Source organism: Bradyrhizobium sp. SPXBL-02, from assembly GCF_051853065.1.
Taxonomy (GTDB): Bacteria; Pseudomonadota; Alphaproteobacteria; order Rhizobiales; family Xanthobacteraceae; genus Bradyrhizobium.
The window spans coordinates 3038873-3057037 of the sequence record NZ_CP182474.1; the positions used below are offsets into that span (position 1 = coordinate 3038873).

At 65.6% G+C, this 18165-nt stretch carries 23 protein-coding genes; 9 read left to right on the top strand and 14 right to left on the bottom strand.

Annotated features, from left to right (window positions below; translation table 11 throughout):
* The first annotated feature begins 107 nt into the window (after window positions 1-107).
* The 3 genes from ACNJYD_RS13765 to ACNJYD_RS13775 all read left to right on the top strand — a co-directional run bounded on the left by ACNJYD_RS13765 (window position 108) and on the right by ACNJYD_RS13775 (window position 2860).
* The gene (locus tag ACNJYD_RS13765) at window positions 108-1121 is read left to right on the top strand and encodes a Tim44 domain-containing protein (protein WP_212257971.1); all 1014 of its coding nucleotides are present in this window, start codon (window positions 108-110) and stop codon (window positions 1119-1121) included.
* A gap of 143 nt (window positions 1122-1264) precedes the next feature.
* A complete protein-coding gene (locus ACNJYD_RS13770; protein WP_439366646.1) occupies window positions 1265-1945 on the top strand; it encodes a lectin in 681 nt (226 codons plus the stop codon).
* A gap of 207 nt (window positions 1946-2152) precedes the next feature.
* On the top strand, window positions 2153-2860 hold the full coding sequence (locus ACNJYD_RS13775; RefSeq protein ID WP_439366647.1) for a glutathione S-transferase: 708 nt from the start codon (window positions 2153-2155) through the stop codon (window positions 2858-2860).
* Window positions 2861-2888: 28 nt separating this feature from the next.
* On the opposite strand, the gene ACNJYD_RS13780 is transcribed toward ACNJYD_RS13775, so the two are convergent.
* The 3 genes from ACNJYD_RS13780 to ACNJYD_RS13790 all read right to left on the bottom strand — a co-directional run bounded on the left by ACNJYD_RS13780 (window position 2889) and on the right by ACNJYD_RS13790 (window position 4618).
* Window positions 2889-3563 (bottom strand): methyltransferase family protein, encoded by a 675-nt coding sequence (locus tag ACNJYD_RS13780; RefSeq protein WP_439366648.1) that lies wholly within the window; start codon window positions 3561-3563, stop codon window positions 2889-2891.
* A gap of 115 nt (window positions 3564-3678) precedes the next feature.
* A complete protein-coding gene (locus ACNJYD_RS13785) occupies window positions 3679-3852 on the bottom strand; it encodes a hypothetical protein (RefSeq protein ID WP_172782896.1) in 174 nt (57 codons plus the stop codon).
* 292 nt (window positions 3853-4144) lie between these two features.
* Window positions 4145-4618 carry a hypothetical protein gene (locus ACNJYD_RS13790; protein WP_439366649.1) on the bottom strand — a complete coding sequence of 158 codons (474 nt, stop codon included), beginning with the start codon at window positions 4616-4618 and terminating at the stop codon, window positions 4145-4147.
* Window positions 4619-4831: 213 nt separating this feature from the next.
* Here ACNJYD_RS13790 and ACNJYD_RS13795 point away from each other — a divergent pair, with 213 nt between their 5' ends.
* Window positions 4832-6487: a fumarate hydratase gene (locus tag ACNJYD_RS13795; protein WP_439366650.1), complete on the top strand. Its 1656-nt coding sequence runs from the start codon at window positions 4832-4834 to the stop codon at window positions 6485-6487.
* Between the two features lie 147 nt (window positions 6488-6634).
* On the opposite strand, the gene ACNJYD_RS13800 is transcribed toward ACNJYD_RS13795, so the two are convergent.
* The 6 genes from ACNJYD_RS13800 to ACNJYD_RS13825 form a co-directional block, all read right to left on the bottom strand.
* On the bottom strand, window positions 6635-7555 hold the full coding sequence (locus ACNJYD_RS13800; protein WP_439366651.1) for an SH3 domain-containing protein: 921 nt from the start codon (window positions 7553-7555) through the stop codon (window positions 6635-6637).
* A gap of 14 nt (window positions 7556-7569) precedes the next feature.
* On the bottom strand, window positions 7570-7866 hold the full coding sequence (locus tag ACNJYD_RS13805; RefSeq protein WP_172782900.1) for a hypothetical protein: 297 nt from the start codon (window positions 7864-7866) through the stop codon (window positions 7570-7572).
* A 105-nt stretch (window positions 7867-7971) separates the two neighbouring features.
* Window positions 7972-8526 (bottom strand): inner membrane-spanning protein YciB, encoded by a 555-nt coding sequence (locus tag ACNJYD_RS13810; protein ID WP_172782901.1) that lies wholly within the window; start codon window positions 8524-8526, stop codon window positions 7972-7974.
* A gap of 12 nt (window positions 8527-8538) precedes the next feature.
* Window positions 8539-9114, bottom strand: coding sequence for a hypothetical protein (locus ACNJYD_RS13815; RefSeq protein WP_439366652.1), 576 nt, complete (start codon window positions 9112-9114; stop codon window positions 8539-8541).
* 75 nt (window positions 9115-9189) lie between these two features.
* The gene (locus ACNJYD_RS13820; protein WP_439366653.1) at window positions 9190-9438 is read right to left on the bottom strand and encodes a hypothetical protein; all 249 of its coding nucleotides are present in this window, start codon (window positions 9436-9438) and stop codon (window positions 9190-9192) included.
* Between the two features lie 62 nt (window positions 9439-9500).
* Entirely contained in the window at window positions 9501-10898 is a 1398-nt protein-coding gene (locus tag ACNJYD_RS13825) for a carotenoid oxygenase family protein (RefSeq protein WP_439366654.1), read from the bottom strand.
* Window positions 10899-11001: 103 nt separating this feature from the next.
* Between ACNJYD_RS13825 and ACNJYD_RS13830 the strand changes: the two genes are divergently transcribed.
* On the top strand, window positions 11002-11730 hold the full coding sequence (locus tag ACNJYD_RS13830) for a TetR/AcrR family transcriptional regulator (protein ID WP_439366655.1): 729 nt from the start codon (window positions 11002-11004) through the stop codon (window positions 11728-11730).
* A 16-nt stretch (window positions 11731-11746) separates the two neighbouring features.
* Here ACNJYD_RS13830 and ACNJYD_RS13835 read toward each other — a convergent pair whose 3' ends face one another.
* Window positions 11747-12352 carry a hypothetical protein gene (locus ACNJYD_RS13835; RefSeq protein ID WP_439366656.1) on the bottom strand — a complete coding sequence of 202 codons (606 nt, stop codon included), beginning with the start codon at window positions 12350-12352 and terminating at the stop codon, window positions 11747-11749.
* A gap of 162 nt (window positions 12353-12514) precedes the next feature.
* Between ACNJYD_RS13835 and ACNJYD_RS13840 the strand changes: the two genes are divergently transcribed.
* The gene (locus ACNJYD_RS13840; protein ID WP_439366657.1) at window positions 12515-13078 is read left to right on the top strand and encodes an SET domain-containing protein; all 564 of its coding nucleotides are present in this window, start codon (window positions 12515-12517) and stop codon (window positions 13076-13078) included.
* A 14-nt stretch (window positions 13079-13092) separates the two neighbouring features.
* Here ACNJYD_RS13840 and ACNJYD_RS13845 read toward each other — a convergent pair whose 3' ends face one another.
* The 3 genes from ACNJYD_RS13845 to ACNJYD_RS13855 all read right to left on the bottom strand — a co-directional run bounded on the left by ACNJYD_RS13845 (window position 13093) and on the right by ACNJYD_RS13855 (window position 14757).
* Window positions 13093-13272: a hypothetical protein gene (locus tag ACNJYD_RS13845; RefSeq protein ID WP_439366658.1), complete on the bottom strand. Its 180-nt coding sequence runs from the start codon at window positions 13270-13272 to the stop codon at window positions 13093-13095.
* Between the two features lie 823 nt (window positions 13273-14095).
* Window positions 14096-14494, bottom strand: a complete 399-nt coding sequence (locus ACNJYD_RS13850; RefSeq protein WP_439366659.1) for a hypothetical protein — start codon at window positions 14492-14494, stop codon at window positions 14096-14098.
* Between the two features lie 32 nt (window positions 14495-14526).
* A complete protein-coding gene (locus ACNJYD_RS13855) occupies window positions 14527-14757 on the bottom strand; it encodes a hypothetical protein (RefSeq protein ID WP_172782909.1) in 231 nt (76 codons plus the stop codon).
* Between the two features lie 101 nt (window positions 14758-14858).
* Between ACNJYD_RS13855 and ACNJYD_RS13860 the strand changes: the two genes are divergently transcribed.
* Window positions 14859-15680 carry a helix-turn-helix domain-containing protein gene (locus ACNJYD_RS13860; RefSeq protein WP_172782910.1) on the top strand — a complete coding sequence of 274 codons (822 nt, stop codon included), beginning with the start codon at window positions 14859-14861 and terminating at the stop codon, window positions 15678-15680.
* Window positions 15681-15720: 40 nt separating this feature from the next.
* Complete coding sequence (locus ACNJYD_RS13865; protein ID WP_439366660.1) at window positions 15721-16542, top strand: helix-turn-helix domain-containing protein; 822 nt, start codon at window positions 15721-15723, stop codon at window positions 16540-16542.
* Here the strand turns inward: ACNJYD_RS13865 and ACNJYD_RS13870 are convergent.
* Window positions 16530-17327 carry a thioesterase family protein gene (locus tag ACNJYD_RS13870; protein ID WP_439366661.1) on the bottom strand — a complete coding sequence of 266 codons (798 nt, stop codon included), beginning with the start codon at window positions 17325-17327 and terminating at the stop codon, window positions 16530-16532. The two genes, ACNJYD_RS13865 and ACNJYD_RS13870, sit on opposite strands and share 13 nt — an antisense overlap.
* Before the next feature lie 170 nt (window positions 17328-17497).
* Here ACNJYD_RS13870 and ACNJYD_RS13875 point away from each other — a divergent pair, with 170 nt between their 5' ends.
* On the top strand, window positions 17498-18163 hold the full coding sequence (locus tag ACNJYD_RS13875; RefSeq protein ID WP_197963080.1) for a DsbA family oxidoreductase: 666 nt from the start codon (window positions 17498-17500) through the stop codon (window positions 18161-18163).
* The last annotated feature ends 2 nt before the right edge of the window (window positions 18164-18165 follow it).

Consider the following 18165-nt stretch of genomic DNA (forward strand, 5'->3'; position numbering starts at 1 on the left):
GCCAAATATGGGCTTTTGCCACATCCCCGCGACTGAGGGCCGCAGCCATGGGTTCCGAAACCGGCTTCACTTTTCGGGAAGTCTGACCATCTTAGGGGCACGTCCCCATGCCGGGGATTTGGGAAACGCACATGACTTTCTCGCAACGATCCCGCACTCTCTTCAAGACGATCGCCGTCGTGCTGGCGCTTGCGCTGCCGACCGCGCTGGCGATCTCGTCCGCCGACGCGCGCGTCGGTGGCGGCATGTCGTCGGGTTCGCGCGGCTCGCGCACCTATTCGGCTCCGCCGTCGACCACGACCGCGCCGGGCTCCACCTCGCAGTTCAACCGGACCTACACCCAGCCGGGTGCGGGCATGAACTCGGCTGCTTCCGCGCCCGCGCGCGGCGGCCTGTTCGGCCGCGCCGGCGGCTTCATGGGCGGCCTTGCGGCCGGCTTCCTCGGCGCCGGCCTGCTCGGCATGCTGTTCGGTGGCGGCCTGTTCGGCGGCCTCGGCGGCCTGTCCTCGATCCTCGGCCTGATCATCCAGATCGCGCTGGTGGTCCTCGTGGTGCGGCTGGCAATGTCCTGGTGGCAGCGCCGTCACGCCCCGCGGGCGGCTTACGCCAATGCTGATTCCGGCGCAGGTCCCGGACCGCAGACGAACTATCGCAGCGGCCTTGGTGGTGGTCTTGGCGGCGGCCTCGGCGGCTTCGGCTTCGGCGCCAACAATGCGCCGCTCGAGATCAAGCCGGATGACTACGAGGCGTTCGAGCGGCTGCTCGGCGAGGTCCAGGCCGCCTGGTCGAACGAGGACGTGGCCAAGCTGCACACCCTCGCGACGCCGGAAATGGTGTCCTACTTCGAGCAGGACCTTGCCCAGAACCGCACCCGCAACGTGATCAACAAGGTCACGAACGTGAAGCTGTTGCAGGGCGACCTCGCGGAAGCCTGGCGCGAAGGCGAGACCGACTACGCCACAGTGGCGCTGCGCTTCGCGCTCACCGACAAGACGGTGGATCGCAACACCGGCGCAATCGTCGCCGGCGGCGAGCAGCCGGGCGAGGCGACCGAGATCTGGACCTTCGCCCGCCGGCCGGGCACCGGCTGGGAATTGTCGGCGATCCAGCAGACCAACTGATCGCGGACGAGATGAGGAACCAGGGCGTCGTGCTTCGGCACGGCGCCTTTTCTTTTGGGCCTCTCGCAGCACGGCATCGGAATAAGCGGGGGCGCCTCGGGTTGAAGTCAGGCGGCGAACAAAAACAGCTTTGGGAGGACAGGATGATCCGTATCGAGAAATCCATGACGATTTCCAGTGTTGCGCTGGCCATGGTCTTGCTTGCTGCCCCATCGGCGCAGGCGCAGTCGGCCGACATGACCTTCTTCGTGACCTCCAACGGGCCCGGCAAGGGCGCCGATCTCGGCGGTCTCGAGGGCGCCGATGCGCAATGCCAGAAGCTTGCTCAGACCGCGGGCGCCGGCGCCAAGACCTGGCGCGCCTATCTCTCGACGCAGGCCGCCGACGGCAAGCCGGCCGTCAACGCCAAGGATCGCATCGGCAAGGGACCGTGGCAGAACGCCAAGGGCACGGTGATTGCCAAGGACGTCGCCGAGCTGCACGGCGCGACCAACAATCTCACCAAGCAGACCGCGCTCAGCGAAAAGGGTGAGGTCATCAATGGTTCCGGCGACCAGCCGAACCGGCACGACATCCTCACGGGATCGCAACCGGACGGCACCGCGTTTGCCGGGCCCGACGATCGCACCTGCAAGAATTGGACATCGAGCACGCAAGGCGCCGCAATGGTCGGCCATTTCGATCGCCGGGGTCTGCGCGACGACGAGCCCTCGAAGTCGTGGAACAGCTCTCACCCCTCGCGCGGTCCCGACGGCGGCTGCTCGCAGGCCGATCTGAAGAGCACCGGCGGCGACGGGCTGCTGTACTGCTTCGCGGCGAATTGAGTTTTGGGCGCGAAGCTCTTTCCACCTGTCATTGCGAGGAGCCCTTGCGACGAAGCAATCCAGACTCTCTCCGCAGAGGCATTTCTGGATTGCTTCGCTACGCTCGCAATGACGGCGTATGTGGCGCGGCCGTTCCGTCCAACCTGACGGAACCCTGAGCCGCATGCTACATTGGTCCGATCGCCTCCATGCTCACGGACCTCTCCCATGACATACGAGCTCTACTACTGGCCCGAGATCCAGGGCCGCGGCGAATATGTGCGGCTGGCGCTGGAGGAGGCGGGCGCCGCTTACGTCGACGTCGCGCGCGGTCCACGCGGGGTGGCTGCGATGATGAAGATGATGGACGCAGAGAAGGGCACACCGCCCTTTGCACCGCCGTTCCTGAAAGCGGGGAAGCTCGTCATCGGCCAGACCGCCAACATCCTGCTCTATCTCGGCGCCCGTCATGGGCTCGCGCCGAAGACGGAAGCCGGCCGGCTCTGGGTGCACCAGCTTCAGCTCACGATCACGGACTTGGTCGTCGAGATCCACGACACCCATCATCCGCTCGGGCCTTCGCTCTATTATGAGGACCAGAAGGCGCCGGCGAAGAAGCGCACGGCCGATTTCTGGGACGAGCGGGTGCCGAAATATCTTGGCTATTTCGAGCAGCTTCTCGACGCAAACGGCGGCACCTATGTCACCGGTCGCCGCCCGACCTATGTCGACCTCTCGCTGTTCCAGATCGTCGAGGGACTGCGTTATGCCTTCCCCAAACGCATGAAGGCGTTCGAAGCCGATGTCCCGGGCCTCGTCGGGCTGCACGACCGCATCGCCGCGCGGCCCAACATCAAGGCCTATCTCGCAAGCGAGCGCCGCATTCCCTTCAACGAGCAGGGCATCTTCCGCCGCTATCGCGAGCTGGATCGATAGCCGGTTTCGTGCAGGATGTGAGGCGTGTTCACCAGACGCCCGGGATGAGGCGATAGCGCACCCGCGCCGCATAATCGGTATAGCCCGGCAGGCCCTCGCGCAGCGTGCGCTCCTCGATCGGGATGCGGACCGCGAACAGGGCGATGAACAGCGGCATCATCGCAAGTCCCCACCACGACCCGAGCAGCAACGGCACGCCGGTGAAGAACAGGACCATGCCGCTATACATGGGATGGCGGACATAGGCGTAGGGACCGGTCGAGATCACGTGCTGCGCGCGCTCGGCTTGCAGCTTCACCACGGGCGCGGCGAACGAGTTCTCGCGGAAGACCCACATGGTGAACAGTGTCGAAACGAGGAACAGCCCGAGGCCGAGCACCTGCAACACGGTCGGCATGTCGGAGGATCGAACGCGGCGGTCGAGCCCCATCACGGCAAGCCAGGCCAGTATGGCGACGATGAAGAGGACCATGAACATCTTGTCGGCGGCGGGCTGATCCTTTTGCAGGACCGGCCGCAGACGTTCCGCGAGCAGCGCCGGATCCATCCGGTAGAGCCACCAGCCGCAGAGCGGGCCGAGCAGGGCGGAGATGGCGAGGAAGGCCCAGGCCGATGGCCAATGCAGCGTCCCGGCGCACGCGAACAGCAGCGCACCCATGCCGACGACAAAGACTGTGTTCTGCAACAGCAGCCGTGCGATCATGCGCAGGTCCCGGGTGAATGGCGCACGATTCTGGTCCGGCTATCCGGCAAAGATGCGGCCGGACACGCCAAAACCCCGATCGACCGGATCGGGCGCTTTCCGCTTTGGCAAGCGATCAGGCGAGCTGGTCGATCCGCGTGCCCTGACCCGGCGGCAGCGGCGCCGGCGGCTGCGGCTTGAAGGTCGGGTCCTCGTCCTTGACCTTGGTCTGATCGTCCTGCGGCTTGGTCGTGTCGTAGTTCGGAACCACGATCGCGATCGGCGGGGGCGCAACGGTGGAAACCTTCATCCGCAAATCCTCACACATGGAAACAAGCGAGCCTGCCCTGGGAGGAGCGAAATTTCCTTCAAGCCAATCGTTAAAATGCGAGGGAATTGGTGCGGGGGAAGGCCGCGTATGCGTGGCGCGACGCAGCTCACCACGTACTTCGTCATTGCGAGCGCAGAAGCAATCCAGAAATCTCTCCGCGGAGACAATCTGGATTGCTTCGTCGCAAGGGCTCCTCGCAATGACGGGGAAGGCCTCGTAGTCTCGGTTTGCACCGCGCGGATGAGACAGCGAAACGGAAGGCGCTCGCCCCCTATTCGTCCTTGCCGCGGGTGATCGCGATGGACGCTTCCGTCTTGGTGCGGGCGCATTCCATGTTGAGCCGGCGGTAGCGCATGCTGACCTTGTCGCCGCGGAGCAGGCCCATCCGCTTCAGGCAGCGCGTCGCGCCCGTCGTGGTGTCGTCCTTGGTCACGGTGAAGACGATCGCCGCCATCGATCCGACCAGCGCATAGAACTCCGGCTTCGGATTGCGATCACCCTTGGCATAGAGCTCGATCGAATATTTGTCGCCGCGGCAGCCGACCGACAGCTCCTTGGCCGCGGGGTGCGTGAGATACACGACGTTGGCGGCGCGGAAATTCACCTTGAGACGGTCGACCTGGTTCGCCAGCTCCTTGGCGCTGTCGTCGCAGCGATCGGCGCGGGCGGGCGAGGTGAGAGCCACAAGGCCGGTGATGGCGGCGGCGACCAGGATCGCGCCGCGGACGTTCAGTTTCAATGTCATGATAAAAAGCCCCTTAGGGCGCGCATTCAAGCGTCGGCCGACGCGAATCGCAAGGGTGGGCAGAGGCATTTCCACGAGCTGCGCCAATGCCTTCCCGTGCCGGATCTGCCCCTCCCATGCGCACCGCTCCCTTTCTTTTCTGGCTAAAATGCGCTTAGAACGCTTCTATGCTGAGAGGCCCGCCAGGGCCCCCAAAACCCCGAGATTTGCCCTATGAACGCTCCCACCGCTTTCCCCGACCAGTCCAAGCCCGTTCCGCCCTACAAGCACACCCCGCTGTTCCCGCTGGGCAAGGACGAGACGCCCTACAAGAAGATTTCGTCCGAGGGCGTCAGGGTCGAGAAGGTGCTCGGCAAGGACATGCTGGTGGTGTCGCGCGAGGCGCTGCGGGCGCTGTCGGAGGCGGCCTTTGGCGACATCAACCATTATCTGCGCCCCGGCCATCTGAAGCAGCTCCGCGCGATCCTGGAAGACGGTGAGGCCAGCCCGAACGACAAGTTCGTCGCGCTGGACTTCTTGAAGAACGCCAATATCGCGGCCGGCGGCGTGCTGCCGATGTGCCAGGACACCGGCACCGCGATCATCATGGGCAAGAAGGGCTGCAACGTCATCACCGACGGCGACGACGAGGCGGCGCTGTCCGAAGGCGCGCGCGATGCGTATCTGCGCCGCAATCTGCGCTACTCGCAGGTCGCGCCGCTCTCGATGTACGAGGAGAAGAACACCGCCAACAACATGCCGGCGCAGTGCGAGATCTACGCCGAGGGTGACGACGCCTACAAGTTCATGTTCATGGCGAAGGGCGGCGGCTCCGCCAACAAGAGCTTTCTGTTCCAGGCCACGCCCTCGGTGCTGACCAAGGACCGGCTGCTCGCGTTCCTGAAGGAGAAGATCCTCACGCTCGGCACCGCGGCGTGCCCACCCTATCACCTCGCGATCGTGATCGGCGGCACCTCGGCCGAGCTGTGCATGAAGACGGTGAAGCTTGCCTCGGCGCGCTATCTCGATGCATTGCCGACGCACGGCTCGCCTGACGGCAACGCCTTCCGCGACGTCGAGATGGAGAAGGAAATTCACAAGATGACGCAGTCGCTCGGCGTCGGTGCGCAGTTCGGCGGCAAGTATTTCTGCCACGACGTGCGCGTGATCCGCATGCCGCGTCACGGCGCTTCGCTCCCGATCGGGCTTGGCGTGTCCTGCTCGGCCGACCGCCAGGTGCTCGGCAAGATCACCAGGGACGGCATCTATCTCGAGGAGCTCGAGCACAACCCGGCGCAATATTTGCCGCAGGTCGAAGAGGCGCTCGGCGGCGAGGTCGTCAAGATCGACCTCAATCAGCCGATGAAGGACATCCTGGCGACGTTCTCGAAATATCCGATCAAGACGCGGGTCTCGATGACCGGCACCATGATCGTCGCGCGCGACAGCGCGCATGCCAAGCTGCGCGAGCGGCTGGAGAAGGGCGAGCCGCTGCCGGACTACTTCAAGAACCATCCGGTCTACTACGCCGGTCCCGCCAAGACGCCCGAGGGCTACGCCTCCGGCGCGTTCGGTCCGACCACCGCGGGCCGCATGGATTCCTTCGTCGACCAGTTCCAGGCCGCCGGCGGCTCGATGGTGATGGTCGCCAAGGGCAATCGCGCGCCGGCCGTGCGCGAGGCCTGCAAGAAATACGGCGGCTTCTATCTCGGCTCGATCGGCGGCGCCGCGGCGAACCTCGCCGAGCATTGCATCAAGAAGGTCGAGGTGCTCGAATATCCCGAGCTCGGCATGGAAGCGATCTGGCGCATCGAGGTCGTCGACTTCCCGGCGTTCATCATCATCGACGATAAGGGCAACGACTTCTTCAAGGAGTTGAATCTGGGCTGAGGCGGCGTTCCCCGGATGCTGCGCAGCATGAATTGCTGCGCAGCTGATCCGGGGTCCATCGTGGAGCCTGGTCCCGGCTCTGCGTCGCATCACGTCGTGCTGCGCCGCGTCCGGGACACGAGCGTGGCGCTTGCTCGCTCTATCTCGCTAACTGCAATTCGTGACCTGGTTCGAGCACAGCGCGCGCCACCAGCCGCGGACGCCGTCGTGGCTCTCGACCAATCCCCAGTAGCCGCTGCAGGCAAAAATGCGCTTCGGGCCGCCGTCGGTGTCGAGCGCACCGCCGAGCTCGCGCTGGGCCGGCATCCATTTGGCATCGATGAAGGGCGCCTGAAACAGCCCGCCCATGCGCGTGGCGCCATTGGCATAGGCTGCGCCGACCTTGTTCGAGGCGACCCAGCCGCGGCCGGCATAGGGCTTCGGCGCGCTGCGCGGATATCGCTTCTCGTCCTCGTAATCCTTGCCGGGCGGCCTCGCGCCTTCGATCAGGAACCAGCCGTCCCTGAAGCCGATGATGCGGAATTCGGTGAGCCAGCCGCCCTCGGGCGTGTTCTCGGCGCCGCCTAACTTCAACCGGTAGGGGGGCGGTAGCGTGCCGAGCACGCGCGCTTTCGCTGAAGGTTCAGCGCGCACGTTGAGGCCGTTCGGGTCCTTGTCGATGGACCAGGCGCCGAGATCGCAGGGCTCGGTGCCAGCAGGGAGCGTCGCGCGCTTGGCGGCCAGCTCGGCGTGCAGCCTGGCGAAATCGGTGTCGTCGTTATCAGAATCCGGCTCGGTGCGCGGCCTCAGCTCGGCTGAAATTGCCCGCGTCGCATCCGCCGTCAGCGTGACGACCAGAGCCTGGCGCGCCGCAAAGGCGCTTGCCGGTGTCTTCGGATCGTTCGATGTCGCGGGGTAGAGCGCGAGATACCCGGTCGAGCCTTCGGTTCGATAAGCGGTGCCGGCAACATAGCCTGCCGGCACCAAAGCGAGCGCGCTTGCGCGCCACGCAGGTTCGCTGTCATTCGCGCGCGCTGCCTGTGTCGCGACACACAGGATTGTCGCCGCGATGAGACGAAGCATACGCATCGGCGCAGCTTGCGTTACGCCCGCGCGCCCGTGAAGGGGAAGCTGCCCATCGGGCCGATGCCCATCTCGCCGCTGATGCTGTCGCCGGAGACCGTGCCGGTGAATTCGAGCGTGAGCGGCATCGGCTTGTCGATCGAGACCTTCCAGGAGACGTTGTCGCCGGAGACGGTGCCGTCGAAGATCTCGGTGGTATTGCCTTCCGCGCCCTGCGTGCCCGTGAGCGTGTCGCCCGCAGCCTTCAGGCTCAGCGTCGCCTGCCGCTCGCCCATCGGCGTCGTCATGGTCAGATTCCAGTTGCCGTCTACGGCCATTCCCGTCTCCCGAACAAATCTCGGCGGTCCGCGACGATCCGCGGCCGTCCCGAGCTGAGCCTATAGCGCAACTCGCAGGTCCTGACTAACCCTGCAATATGGCAATCAGGCCCGGGCGGCGGCGCGCCGGCGGCTGGTGACGATGAGCCGCAGCACCACATACTGCACGGCGAAGGCCAGGATCTTGGCGCCGCCGGCGACCACCGTGATGTAGAACGCCCAAAGCTTCAGATCGCCGGTGGAGGCGACCACGATCATCCCGGCGCCGATCACGAACATCAGCGCCGCCCAGGCATAGCCCGCAGCCGTCACATATTCCGGAACGGTCTCGGTGACGATCGGCGGCATGTAGCGCAGCATCCAGCCGCGCTTGAGCATGATGAGGCCGATCGCGAAATGCGCGATCGAGGGTTTGGCCAGCATGAAGCGCGGATCGTGGGTTAGAAGCGTGATCGCGCCCAGCACGACGACGAGCGCGAGGCTCGCATAGGTCATGTAGTTGAGCGCCTGCCCCTTGAGGCGGGCGTAGATCACCTGCGCGATTGCAGCGGCGATCGCCACCGACGTCGCCAGGATCACGTTGTCGGTGATGAGGTAGACGGCCAGGAAGATGATGGCGGAGAGGAAGTCGGAGGCGAGGCGGGCGAATACGTCCTTCATCGTCGATCCTGTTCAACGGGCGTCGGGGAGGGCGCGGGCGGGCGTACCGTACTTGATCTGGCGATACTCGGGATACCACTTTGTGAAGTAGATCGCACTGTTGCGGGCGGCAAAGGCCACCGCAAGGCTCGACCAGAGCGGCAGGCCGGGGACGTAGAGCAGCACGAGATTGGCCGCCGCCATCAACAGCGCGGCCGCGGTCCAGGCGCCGGTGATGATGTAATTGGCGCGGAGGAAGCCGGGCATCGCCGCGGTCTCGGCCGGCACCGCTTCAAGCGCATATTGCAGCGTGAAGGGATGGCGCAGCAGCATCGAGCCCAGCGCGATGACGAAGATTCCGACATCGACCGACAGCTTGACGCCGAGCGTGCCGAGCGCGGGGTCGATCAGCGCGAGGTAAAGGCCGATCGCGGCGAATATGAGCGCCGAGCCCGCGGCCAGGATCTTCACCGAGCGGCCGCGCGCGACATCGATCGCGATGGTGGCGAGGCAGATCGCCGACGCCGCAAACACGCTGAGCATTGCCGACGTCACCAGCATCAGGACGGCGAAGGCGCCGTAGGGTGCGAGGATCAGGAAAATCGCCATGGGCCGCCTCGGTGGGTCTATCTTGACGATGTAAAGATCAATAATGCCCCGGCGATGCCGGGTCAAGCGAAATCTTTACAGTGTCAAAATGACGTAAGCGACCTCCAAAGCGTGAAGGGCAGCAACGGCTTGGTCCAATGCCTCCTCGGCCAATTCGGTCCAGGGCACGAGCGGCAGTGCGGCGGCGATCAGCAGACCGAGGCACAGCAGGATGCCGCCGTTGAAGACGGTGTGGCGGCTTCGCCGCAGCCGGATCAACTGGAACGCGAGCGCAGCGCCGGCGAGGATGACAAGCGAGCATGCGGTGATCGAGGGCATGTACATGCAAAACTCCATCTTCGTCGTCCCGGCTTCGCGCCAAGTGGCGCGCCTCGGAATGACGAGAGCTACGCCGCGCCGACCCAATTGCCGTGGAAGCCATCTGGCACGCGATGGCCGAGCTGGACCAAGGCCGCGGGGCCGGCCTCGATATCGGTGGCATTGAACACGGCGAGATCGCTGCGGTTCTCCCGTGCGCGCCAGACTACCGCGAGCAGCCAGCCGTCGCCCTCGGTCGCAACCGTCGACCGTTCGACGAACACCGGCTCGGAGATGGTGTCGCCGGCCGGCAGCAGGTATTGGCCGAGCCGCCTGCCATTGCCATCGACATGGACGATGCCTGAGAGCGCGCCGAACATCGGCAGTTTCGGATTGGCGCAGGCGTACCAGCCGTGACGGCTCTTCAGCCCGGCGCGGCGGTCGTCGATGCGCGGGAATTCGCCGGTGAGATCGTCCAAATAGGTCTGCTGGAAGCGGTCGGTATTGCCTGCGAGATCGAAGGTCCAGCGGCAATGGCGGGCGCGCGATTTCTCGGGATCGGTGGGACGGCCGTCCGGATGCGGAAACAGCGGCGCCTCCTCGAACTGCATGACGTCCGCAACGATGCGTTCGCCGTCCTCCCACGCATTCATGACATGGAAGACGTAGCAGGCCTCCGCGCGAAACCAGACGATGTCCTTGGCGGTGCCGCTGCGCTTCATCACCCCGACATAGGCGCCTTTGTCCGGCTCCCAGGCATAGGGCGGCTTTCCGCTCATCGCGCGCTCCATGCTGCCAGTGATCGGCAGGATCGGAAACAGCACATGGTTCGCGGTGACGATGAAGTCGTGCACCATGCTGGCATAGGGCGCCTCGAACCGCTCGAAGCGCGTCGCCTTGCCTGTTGCGTCGATCGATCCGTAGGAGAGGGCAGGCGTCAGCGGCCCCGCGGTATTGTAGCCGAAGAACACCAATTCGCCGGTGACCGGATCGATCTTGGGATGCGCGGTGAAGCTGCCGGCGACGCGGCCCTGGTAATTGTGATAGCCGCGCGTCGCCAGGGTGCCCGGCTCGATCTCCGTCGGCAGATGCGCTTCTTCCAGCGCCAGCAGCTTGCCGGCATGGAAGATGATGTTGGTGTTGGCGACGCCGCCGTCGGTCAGGTTCGCCGGCGCATCCGGAAGCTTGCGGCCGAAGCCGCCGAACAGCGCGCGGCCGGCGTCGTGCTCGGCCAGCCATTTCGGCGTGCGGACCCAGCGGTTGCGGTAGCTGGCGCGGCCGTTCTCGAGATGAAAGGCGTGCAGCATGCCGTCGCCGACGAACCAGTGCGCGCCGGGCGAATCGAACTGCGGATTGGGGCCGTTGCGGTAGAGCGTGCCGTTCAGCTCGCGCGGCAATTCGCCGATGATCTTCAGGAAGGGCGCGTCGGCCTCGAACGGAATCGGCGCGAGATTGTTGCGGCGCTCGGCCATGGCGTCGTGCTGCACGGCGAATCCCCTATCTTTACATCGTAAAGATCGAATAGGCCCGATTGCAGCTTTCGTCAAGTGAAATCTTTACACTGTCAATATTGCGTCATATAGCTTGCAAATGGCCAAGACCGACACCAAGGGCGAAGCGGCGCGAAGCCCGCGTGCCCCGAGAAAAACGACATCGACCGCGGCATCGCGCACCTCGCGCCGGGCGCGCAGCGCGAAGACCGAGACGCCGTACCATCACGGCGCGCTCCGCGAAGCGCTGCTGCAAGCGGCCGAACGGGTGCTGGAGCGCGACGGGCTTGCCGGCCTGACCTTGCGCGCGGTGGCCCGCGAGGCCGGTGTCTCGCATGCCGCACCCACCCATCATTTCGGCGACTTGACGGGCCTCCTCAGCGAGCTCGCGGCCGTCGGCTTCCGCCAGTTCAACGCGGCGATGGCGTCGTCCTGCGATGCCGCCACCACGCCGCTTGAGCGCGCGCTGGCGCGGCCGAAGGCCTATGTCGCCTATGCGCAGGCCCATCCCGGCATGTACGGCATCATGTTCCGCACCGAGCGGCTGGATTATTCCAGGCCCTCGCTGCACGAGGCGGCCGAAGCCTCCTTCGCCGGGCTCGCCAATGCCATCGGCGCGATGCGGCAGGAGCAGATCAGCGGCGATGCGCTGACCTTGAACCAGGCCGCCGCCATCGCGCGGGCCTGGTCGATGGTGCATGGCTTCACCACGCTGCTGCTGGACGGGCGGCTGAAGGACATCCTCGAGCGGCTGCCCGAGGGGACGACGGCCGAACGCCTGTTCGAGGCGATGCTGACCGCGCCCATCACCACGAAATTTCCCGTGTAGCGGCTTGTTTGGCGCTCTAGCGCCTGGTCGCGAGCTCGACGGCGCGGCCGGGCGTGCCGATGATCTTGACCTCGTCCCTGCCGCAAGCGAAGCCGCGGGCGAGATCGTCGGCGGCCTTGCGCGCGAGCTCGTTGGCGTTCGGGTTGGCGATCGCATCGACATAGGCGACGTGGCAGGCCGGGCCCGGCGGCAGCCGGGTCACCACCAGCATGGCCTTGGTGTTCGGCCGCCCCTGCTTGTCGGGATCGGAATTGTCGGCGATATGCCAGCGCTGGATGATCGCAAACTGCTTTGCGCCGGCCGCGCGCCATTCGATGGTGGTCTCCGACGAATTGAACGGCGCGAACCAGACTTTTGCCGCCGGTTCCTCAGCTGCTGCCTTGCGGTTGCGCCCGATCGAGACGATCTCGCGAAGATCGTCCTCGGCGATCAGCACGATCAGGCCGTCCTTGCCGGGACAAACCCGCGTGCTGCTGCCGTCGAGCGCGCTGGGCTTGCCAACCTGTCGGCAATCTTTTGCTGCTGTCGAGGTGTAGCTGCTGCCCAGGGATTGGGCGTCAGCGCTGTTCAGGCCGATGCAGGTCATCAGGACGGCCAAGCGGATGCTGGTAAGGCGGTTCATATGCGGCTTCGATGCAGTGGGAACTCCGTACCATCAGACGTCTTGATTGTGGGCAAGGTTCAAACAGGGACGCGACAGACCTGACAGCAGCGCGGAATCGTTCTAGAAGAACTGCTTCGCCTCAAGCCGTGCGGCCTCGTTCGCGTTCTCATTCTCCAGATCATGCCAGCCACCTCGAACAAACCTTATCGCGTCGGCCGCTCCAAGACCGGGCTCGGCCTCTTCGCCACCAAGCCGATCAAGAAGGGTAGCCGGATCATCCGCTATTTCGGACCGATCCTGGACTCGCGGATTCCCGAGCAGGACGAGATCGAGAACAAATATCTATTCGAGCTCAACGGGCGCTGGACCATCGACGGATCGGTGCGCAAGAACCTCGCGCGCTACATCAACCATTCCTGCCGCCCCAATGCGGAATCGGACGTCCGGCCGCGCGAGCGCAAGGTCTTCATCCGCGCCATCAGGAACATCGAGCCGGGCGACGAGATCAATTACGATTACGGCACCGACTATTTCAAAGCCTATCTGAAGCCGATCGGCTGCAAGTGCGATTCCTGCGAGAAGAAGCGCAAGAAGCTGCGTGCCGAGGCGAGGGCGGAAGCCGCCAAGGTGAAGGCGCGGGCCGAGCGCAAGGCGCAGAAGGCGGGCGCCAAAACCGCGTCCGTGAAAAAGAAGAAGCTGAACGGCAAGCACTTTGCCGGCAAGGTCGGCCGCGCGAAGGCGTAGCCTCGCGCGCTCCGTCATTGCGAGCGCAGCGAAGCAATCCAGAAACCCACCGCGGAAAGACTCTGGATTGCTTCGCTGCGCTCGCAATGACGCTGTTGATACAGCGCGTTCAGATGTCTGACCGTCACCCTGAGGCGGCCGCCTCTTCGACGGCCCTCGAAGGGCGACGGCCCGCTTGCATCGGGATCGTTCATCCTTCGAGGCTCGCTGCGCGAGCGCCTAAGGCCCGGCAGGATGGGTCGAGCCCTTGCGAAACCCATCGCTTTTCCGCGCCGCTCGCCGTACTCGCTGCCTACCGGCGAGGCGTCGGGCAAAACACCCAAATCCAGTCAATCCCATCGCGCAAAAATATATCGCTTTTCCGAATTTCGGATTTGTGGCATACAGCGCCCATCCCGGCCCTGCCAGAGGGGCGCTTCGCGATCGTCACGAGATGCGGGCCGGGGTGCGGTGGACGCGGTAGCGCCGGCGCGGTTTGCTTGAGGACAGGGCGGGCAACCGTGAGTCTCAGGCGATGCGCATACGACACGGCGCGGTCACAGCGGTTTTGTCGATGGTCTGGGGTGCGCACACTAAGCCCCGGGCGCTGAGGCCAAATCGTCCGCGGACGGAGAAGTCGTGTGGTCCCGACGCCCGGGGTCTGTGCGTCAAGGCTTGCGGTAATGCGGGGCCCGACCGGGTGCGCGCATCAGAGAAGCCGCGAGGCGACGGGGGCAATAGTGCAACGCTCCCCGAGGAGAGCACGAAGGACACCGTTAAAACCATCCGCGCAGGGAAGGCCGGGCGACCGGCAACACCTGTAGTCCACCCCGTGTGCATTTCCTTGTACACGGACTCGGGTGCCGCCGGCGCCCGGCCTTCCCTGCGCCCTCCGGCAATCGAAGGGCGCAAGCAACGAAGCAAAGCTCGGGCGAAATCCGCCGCGAGAACGCGAGGTCATGCATGCATCCGGGTACGATCCGATATGATGAAGCCTTCGCGTTCCCCGGTCTGCGCCGCGGAGCTGGCACGAAGCGATCACGCCGCGACGGCGTGCCCGCTTTTCTTCAATCCCACATATTGCAGCTCCGCGAACACGCCGGTGGCGATGGCTTGCGCGACGACCATGAGTTCGCCGGCGAGGTTCGGCGATACCGCGCCCGAGAGCAGCAGCGCGATGCTGCCGACGGTCCAGGCCGCATTGCCGATCACGACCAGCAGGACCAGCGGCTTTGCCAGCGTCGCTCGCGAGGCGAGCCAGCCGACCAGGGCGGTGTAGGCGATCAGGAACAGGCCGGTCTCGCGCAGCAGCGCTTCGGGCAGGTTGAACAGCGCTGCGAACGTGCTCGCGCCGAAGGTGAAGCCGAGCGCGGCGATGCCGCTGAAGATGGCGTCGGCGAAGAGGGCGCGGCGCAGGAAGGTGGATGCATCGATCATCTCAGGTCTCCTTGGTTGGGCTGGGGTGGAACTCAATGCCGACCGCGCCACCAGGCGCGGAGCAGACGGGCGAGACGGAACGGGCAGAGGCTCCTGCCGACGCCGTGCTCGAAGGCGATGACCTGCGCCACGACGTAGTCGCCGGTCGAATGCACCAGGGGCTCCGGCATGTTGAGGCTGCGCGCCAGCATCCGCGTTGCGAACGCCATGGCCCAGGGCAAGACGTGGTCTGCGACGGTCCTGTAGAGCAGCAGTGCGATCATGGTCATCTCCTGTTGCGAACGAAGATGCGCGCGTCCGTGCCCCGTTTCGATTACCTCGCGGGTAATGGAAGGGCCGAAATCCGCATGCTAGGTTTTTGGTCATGAACGCACATGCATCCACGGCCCAGGCCGAACGCAGCCAGCCGATCCATATCGGCGACCATTTGCGCGAATGGCGGCAGCGCCGCCGCATGAGTCAGCTCGATCTGGCGGGCGAGGCCGAAATCTCGGCGCGGCACCTGAGTTTCGTCGAGACCGGCCGCGCCGCGCCCTCGCGCGACATGGTGCTCCGGCTCGCCGAGCGGCTCGACGTGCCCTTGCGCGAACGCAACGTGCTGCTGGTCGCCGCCGGTTTCGCGCCGGCCTTCCCGCAGCGCCCGCTGGAGGATCCCGCCTTGAAATCAGCCCGTCAGGCGATCGACCTCGTCTTGAAAGCGCATGAGCCCAATCCGGCGCTCGCGGTGGATCGGCACTGGAACCTGGTCTCCGCCAATCGGATGGTGGCACCGCTGCTCGATGGCGTCCCGCAGCATCTGCTCGGCCAGCCCGTCAACGTGCTGCGGCTGGCCTTCCATCCCGAGGCGCTGGCACCGCGCACGGTCAATCTCGCCGAATGGTGCGGGCATCTTCTGGAACGGCTGCACCGGCAGTGCGAGGCGACAGCCGATCCGGAGCTGATCAAGCTCTACAATGATCTGAAGAGCTATCCGCTTCCGGCGCGTTCGGCCCCGCTGTCGAGCGACAATGTCGCGATCCCCTTCAAGCTGCGGCATGGCGGAGAGATCCTCAGCTTCTTCTCCACCACCATGGTGTTCGGCACGCCCGTCGACATCACCCTCTCGGAGCTGGCGCTGGAGACGTTCTTTCCGGCGGACGAGCGCACCGCCGAGCGGTTGAAGCAGATGGCTGCCCGCCTGCAGTGACGCCGTTTACAGGACGGAGCAGCGCTCGCATAATCGGCGGATGGACACACGCGCGTTCCGGCGGTTGCGGCCGGCCAATCCCGTCGGTGATCTCCTGCGCGGCTGGCGCACGCGTCGCGCCTTGAGCCAGGCTGAGCTTGCGTTCGAGGCCGGCATTTCGGTCAAGCATCTGAGCTATGTCGAGACCGGCAAGGCGGCAGCAAGCAGGGACATCCTGCTGCAGCTCGCGTCCGCGCTCGATCTGTCGCTGCGCGATCGCAATGCGCTGCTCGAGGCCGGCGGATTCGCGCGGCAATATGGCGAGCGCGATCTGTCGGCGCCGGAGCTTGCCGAGGCGCGGCGTGCCATCGATCTTCTGCTTCTCCGTCACGAGCCGTTCCCCGCAATCGTCACCGACCGGCGCTGGAACGTGATGCAGGCCAATCGCGCCGCCTCGCGCCTGATGACCATGGTGCTTGGTCCTACGCGCATGCAGCGGCCGCTCAATCACATGCGCATGTTCCTCGCGCCCGACGAGCTCAAGCCGTTCGTCGAGAACTGGCCGATTGTTGCGGCTGCGCTGCTGGCGCGGGCGCGGCATGAGGCGATGGCCGCGCCGCTTGACGAGGCCCTGCAATCGACCTGGCGCGAGTTGATGCGGCTGCCGCAGCTTCCTGCGGCGACCGAGGACAATTCCGTGCCGGGGCCGCTCTGCGAGGTGCGCCTGCGCAAGGGCGATGTCGGCATTGGTCTGATCGGCGCGGTGCTGACGCTCGGCACCCCGCAGGACGTGACGCTGCAGGAGCTTCGCGTCGAAATGTTCATGCCTGTTGATGCCGCGTCCGAAGGCGCCTTGGTTGCGCTTGCAGCTCAGGACGCCTGAGCCTGCGCCTCGCGCCGCTCGAAGCTCATGGCCTGCATCACTTCCGCAAACGGACCGTTGCGATCACTCAGTGTCGCCGTGGTGAGGCCGGCGCCATTGGCGCCGACGCGCGTGGCGGCACGGATCAGGATCCATTCGCCCTCGGGCGGACGGAAGAAATAGAGGCTGATCTCCGGGTTGATGAAGGTCCATTGGCGCATGTCGACGATCTGGGCGACGCCGCTGGAGAAGTCCGCGGCCTGCACCGCCTGGAGCAGCGGCGTGTTCGGTTCGCCCTCGACCAGCGGCGCATCGAGCCGCATCCAGGCCGCGGCCGGGCCCGGCTTCTCCAGGGCGCCCTCGATCAGGCGCACCGACACGTTCTGGAAATTGCGGCTCCATTTCTGCGCGAAGGCGGGCGGTGGGCTGCCGACCTCAGGCCCCTTGTCGACGGCCACTGGCCTCGCGAAGGGGTCGATGGGCGACTCACCGCTCGGCGCCGTCAGCAGCGCCGTGCAGCGGCCGATCTCGGTCTCGCCGTCCATCAGCCGCACCTGCAGGGTCTTGGCCTTGCGACCGTCGCGCAGCTTCTCGCTGACCGTCCTGAACAGGCGCAGGCCCGCCGGCCGCCACAGATCGAAGGTCAGGCGCCGCACCGCAAAGCCGGATTTGGCAGCGAGGCGCTCGACCTCGCGGGTCATCAGCGCGGTGGTGGCGCTTCCCTGCAGCATGTCCGGCGACCACGGGCCGCCGGCATGCTCGGTGGGCCGGAACAAATCGCCTTCCGGCTTGAAAATGGCGGTCATCGCGGTCTCCCCTTGGGCTTGATCGTGGCCGCAACTATCGGGGCGGGGGCAACGTGCCACAATAACCGCAGAGGTGAAGTCGTGAGCCATGCAGGACGGGTGCCTTGCACCGCCCCCGGTTCGGCTTATGTTCGGGCGGACCCTCGAAGTGCCCGAAGGAGGCGCCTGACATGAGCACGCTGAAACCGCTCCAGATCGACGTCGTCTCCGACGTGGTCTGCCCCTGGTGCTATATCGGCAAGCACCGCATCGAGAGCGCGTTGGCGCTCGTGCCCGACGTTCCGGTCAAGCTCAATTTCCGCCCCTTCTTCCTCAATCCCTGGGTGCCGCGCGAGGGCATCAGCCGCGAGGCCTATCTCACCCAGAAGTTCGGCTCGGTCGAAGCCTATAAGGGCATTGCGGGGCGCGTCGTCGCGGCCGCGAGCGAGGAGGGGCTCGTCTACAAGCCGGAGCTGGTGGCGCGCCAGCCCAACACGACCGACTGCCATCGCCTCATCCTCTGGGCGGAAGCGATCGGCAAGGCGCCCGAGATGAAGCAGCGCCTGATGGAGCTGTACTTCCGCGACGGCGGCGATCTCACCGATGTGAACGTGCTGGTGCAGGCGGCTGCCGATATCGGCCTCGATGCCGACGACGTTCGCAAGCGCCTCGCCACCGACGAGGATGTCGCGCGCGTCTCGGCAGATGCTCAGGAAGCCGCCGACAAGGGCATCTCCGGCGTGCCGACCTATGTCTTTGCACAGAAGTACGCCGTCTCCGGCGCGCAGGATCCGAACCTGCTCGCCCGCGCCATTCGCCAGGTCTCGGCGGAGATCAACGCGCAGGCGGCGGAGTAGGC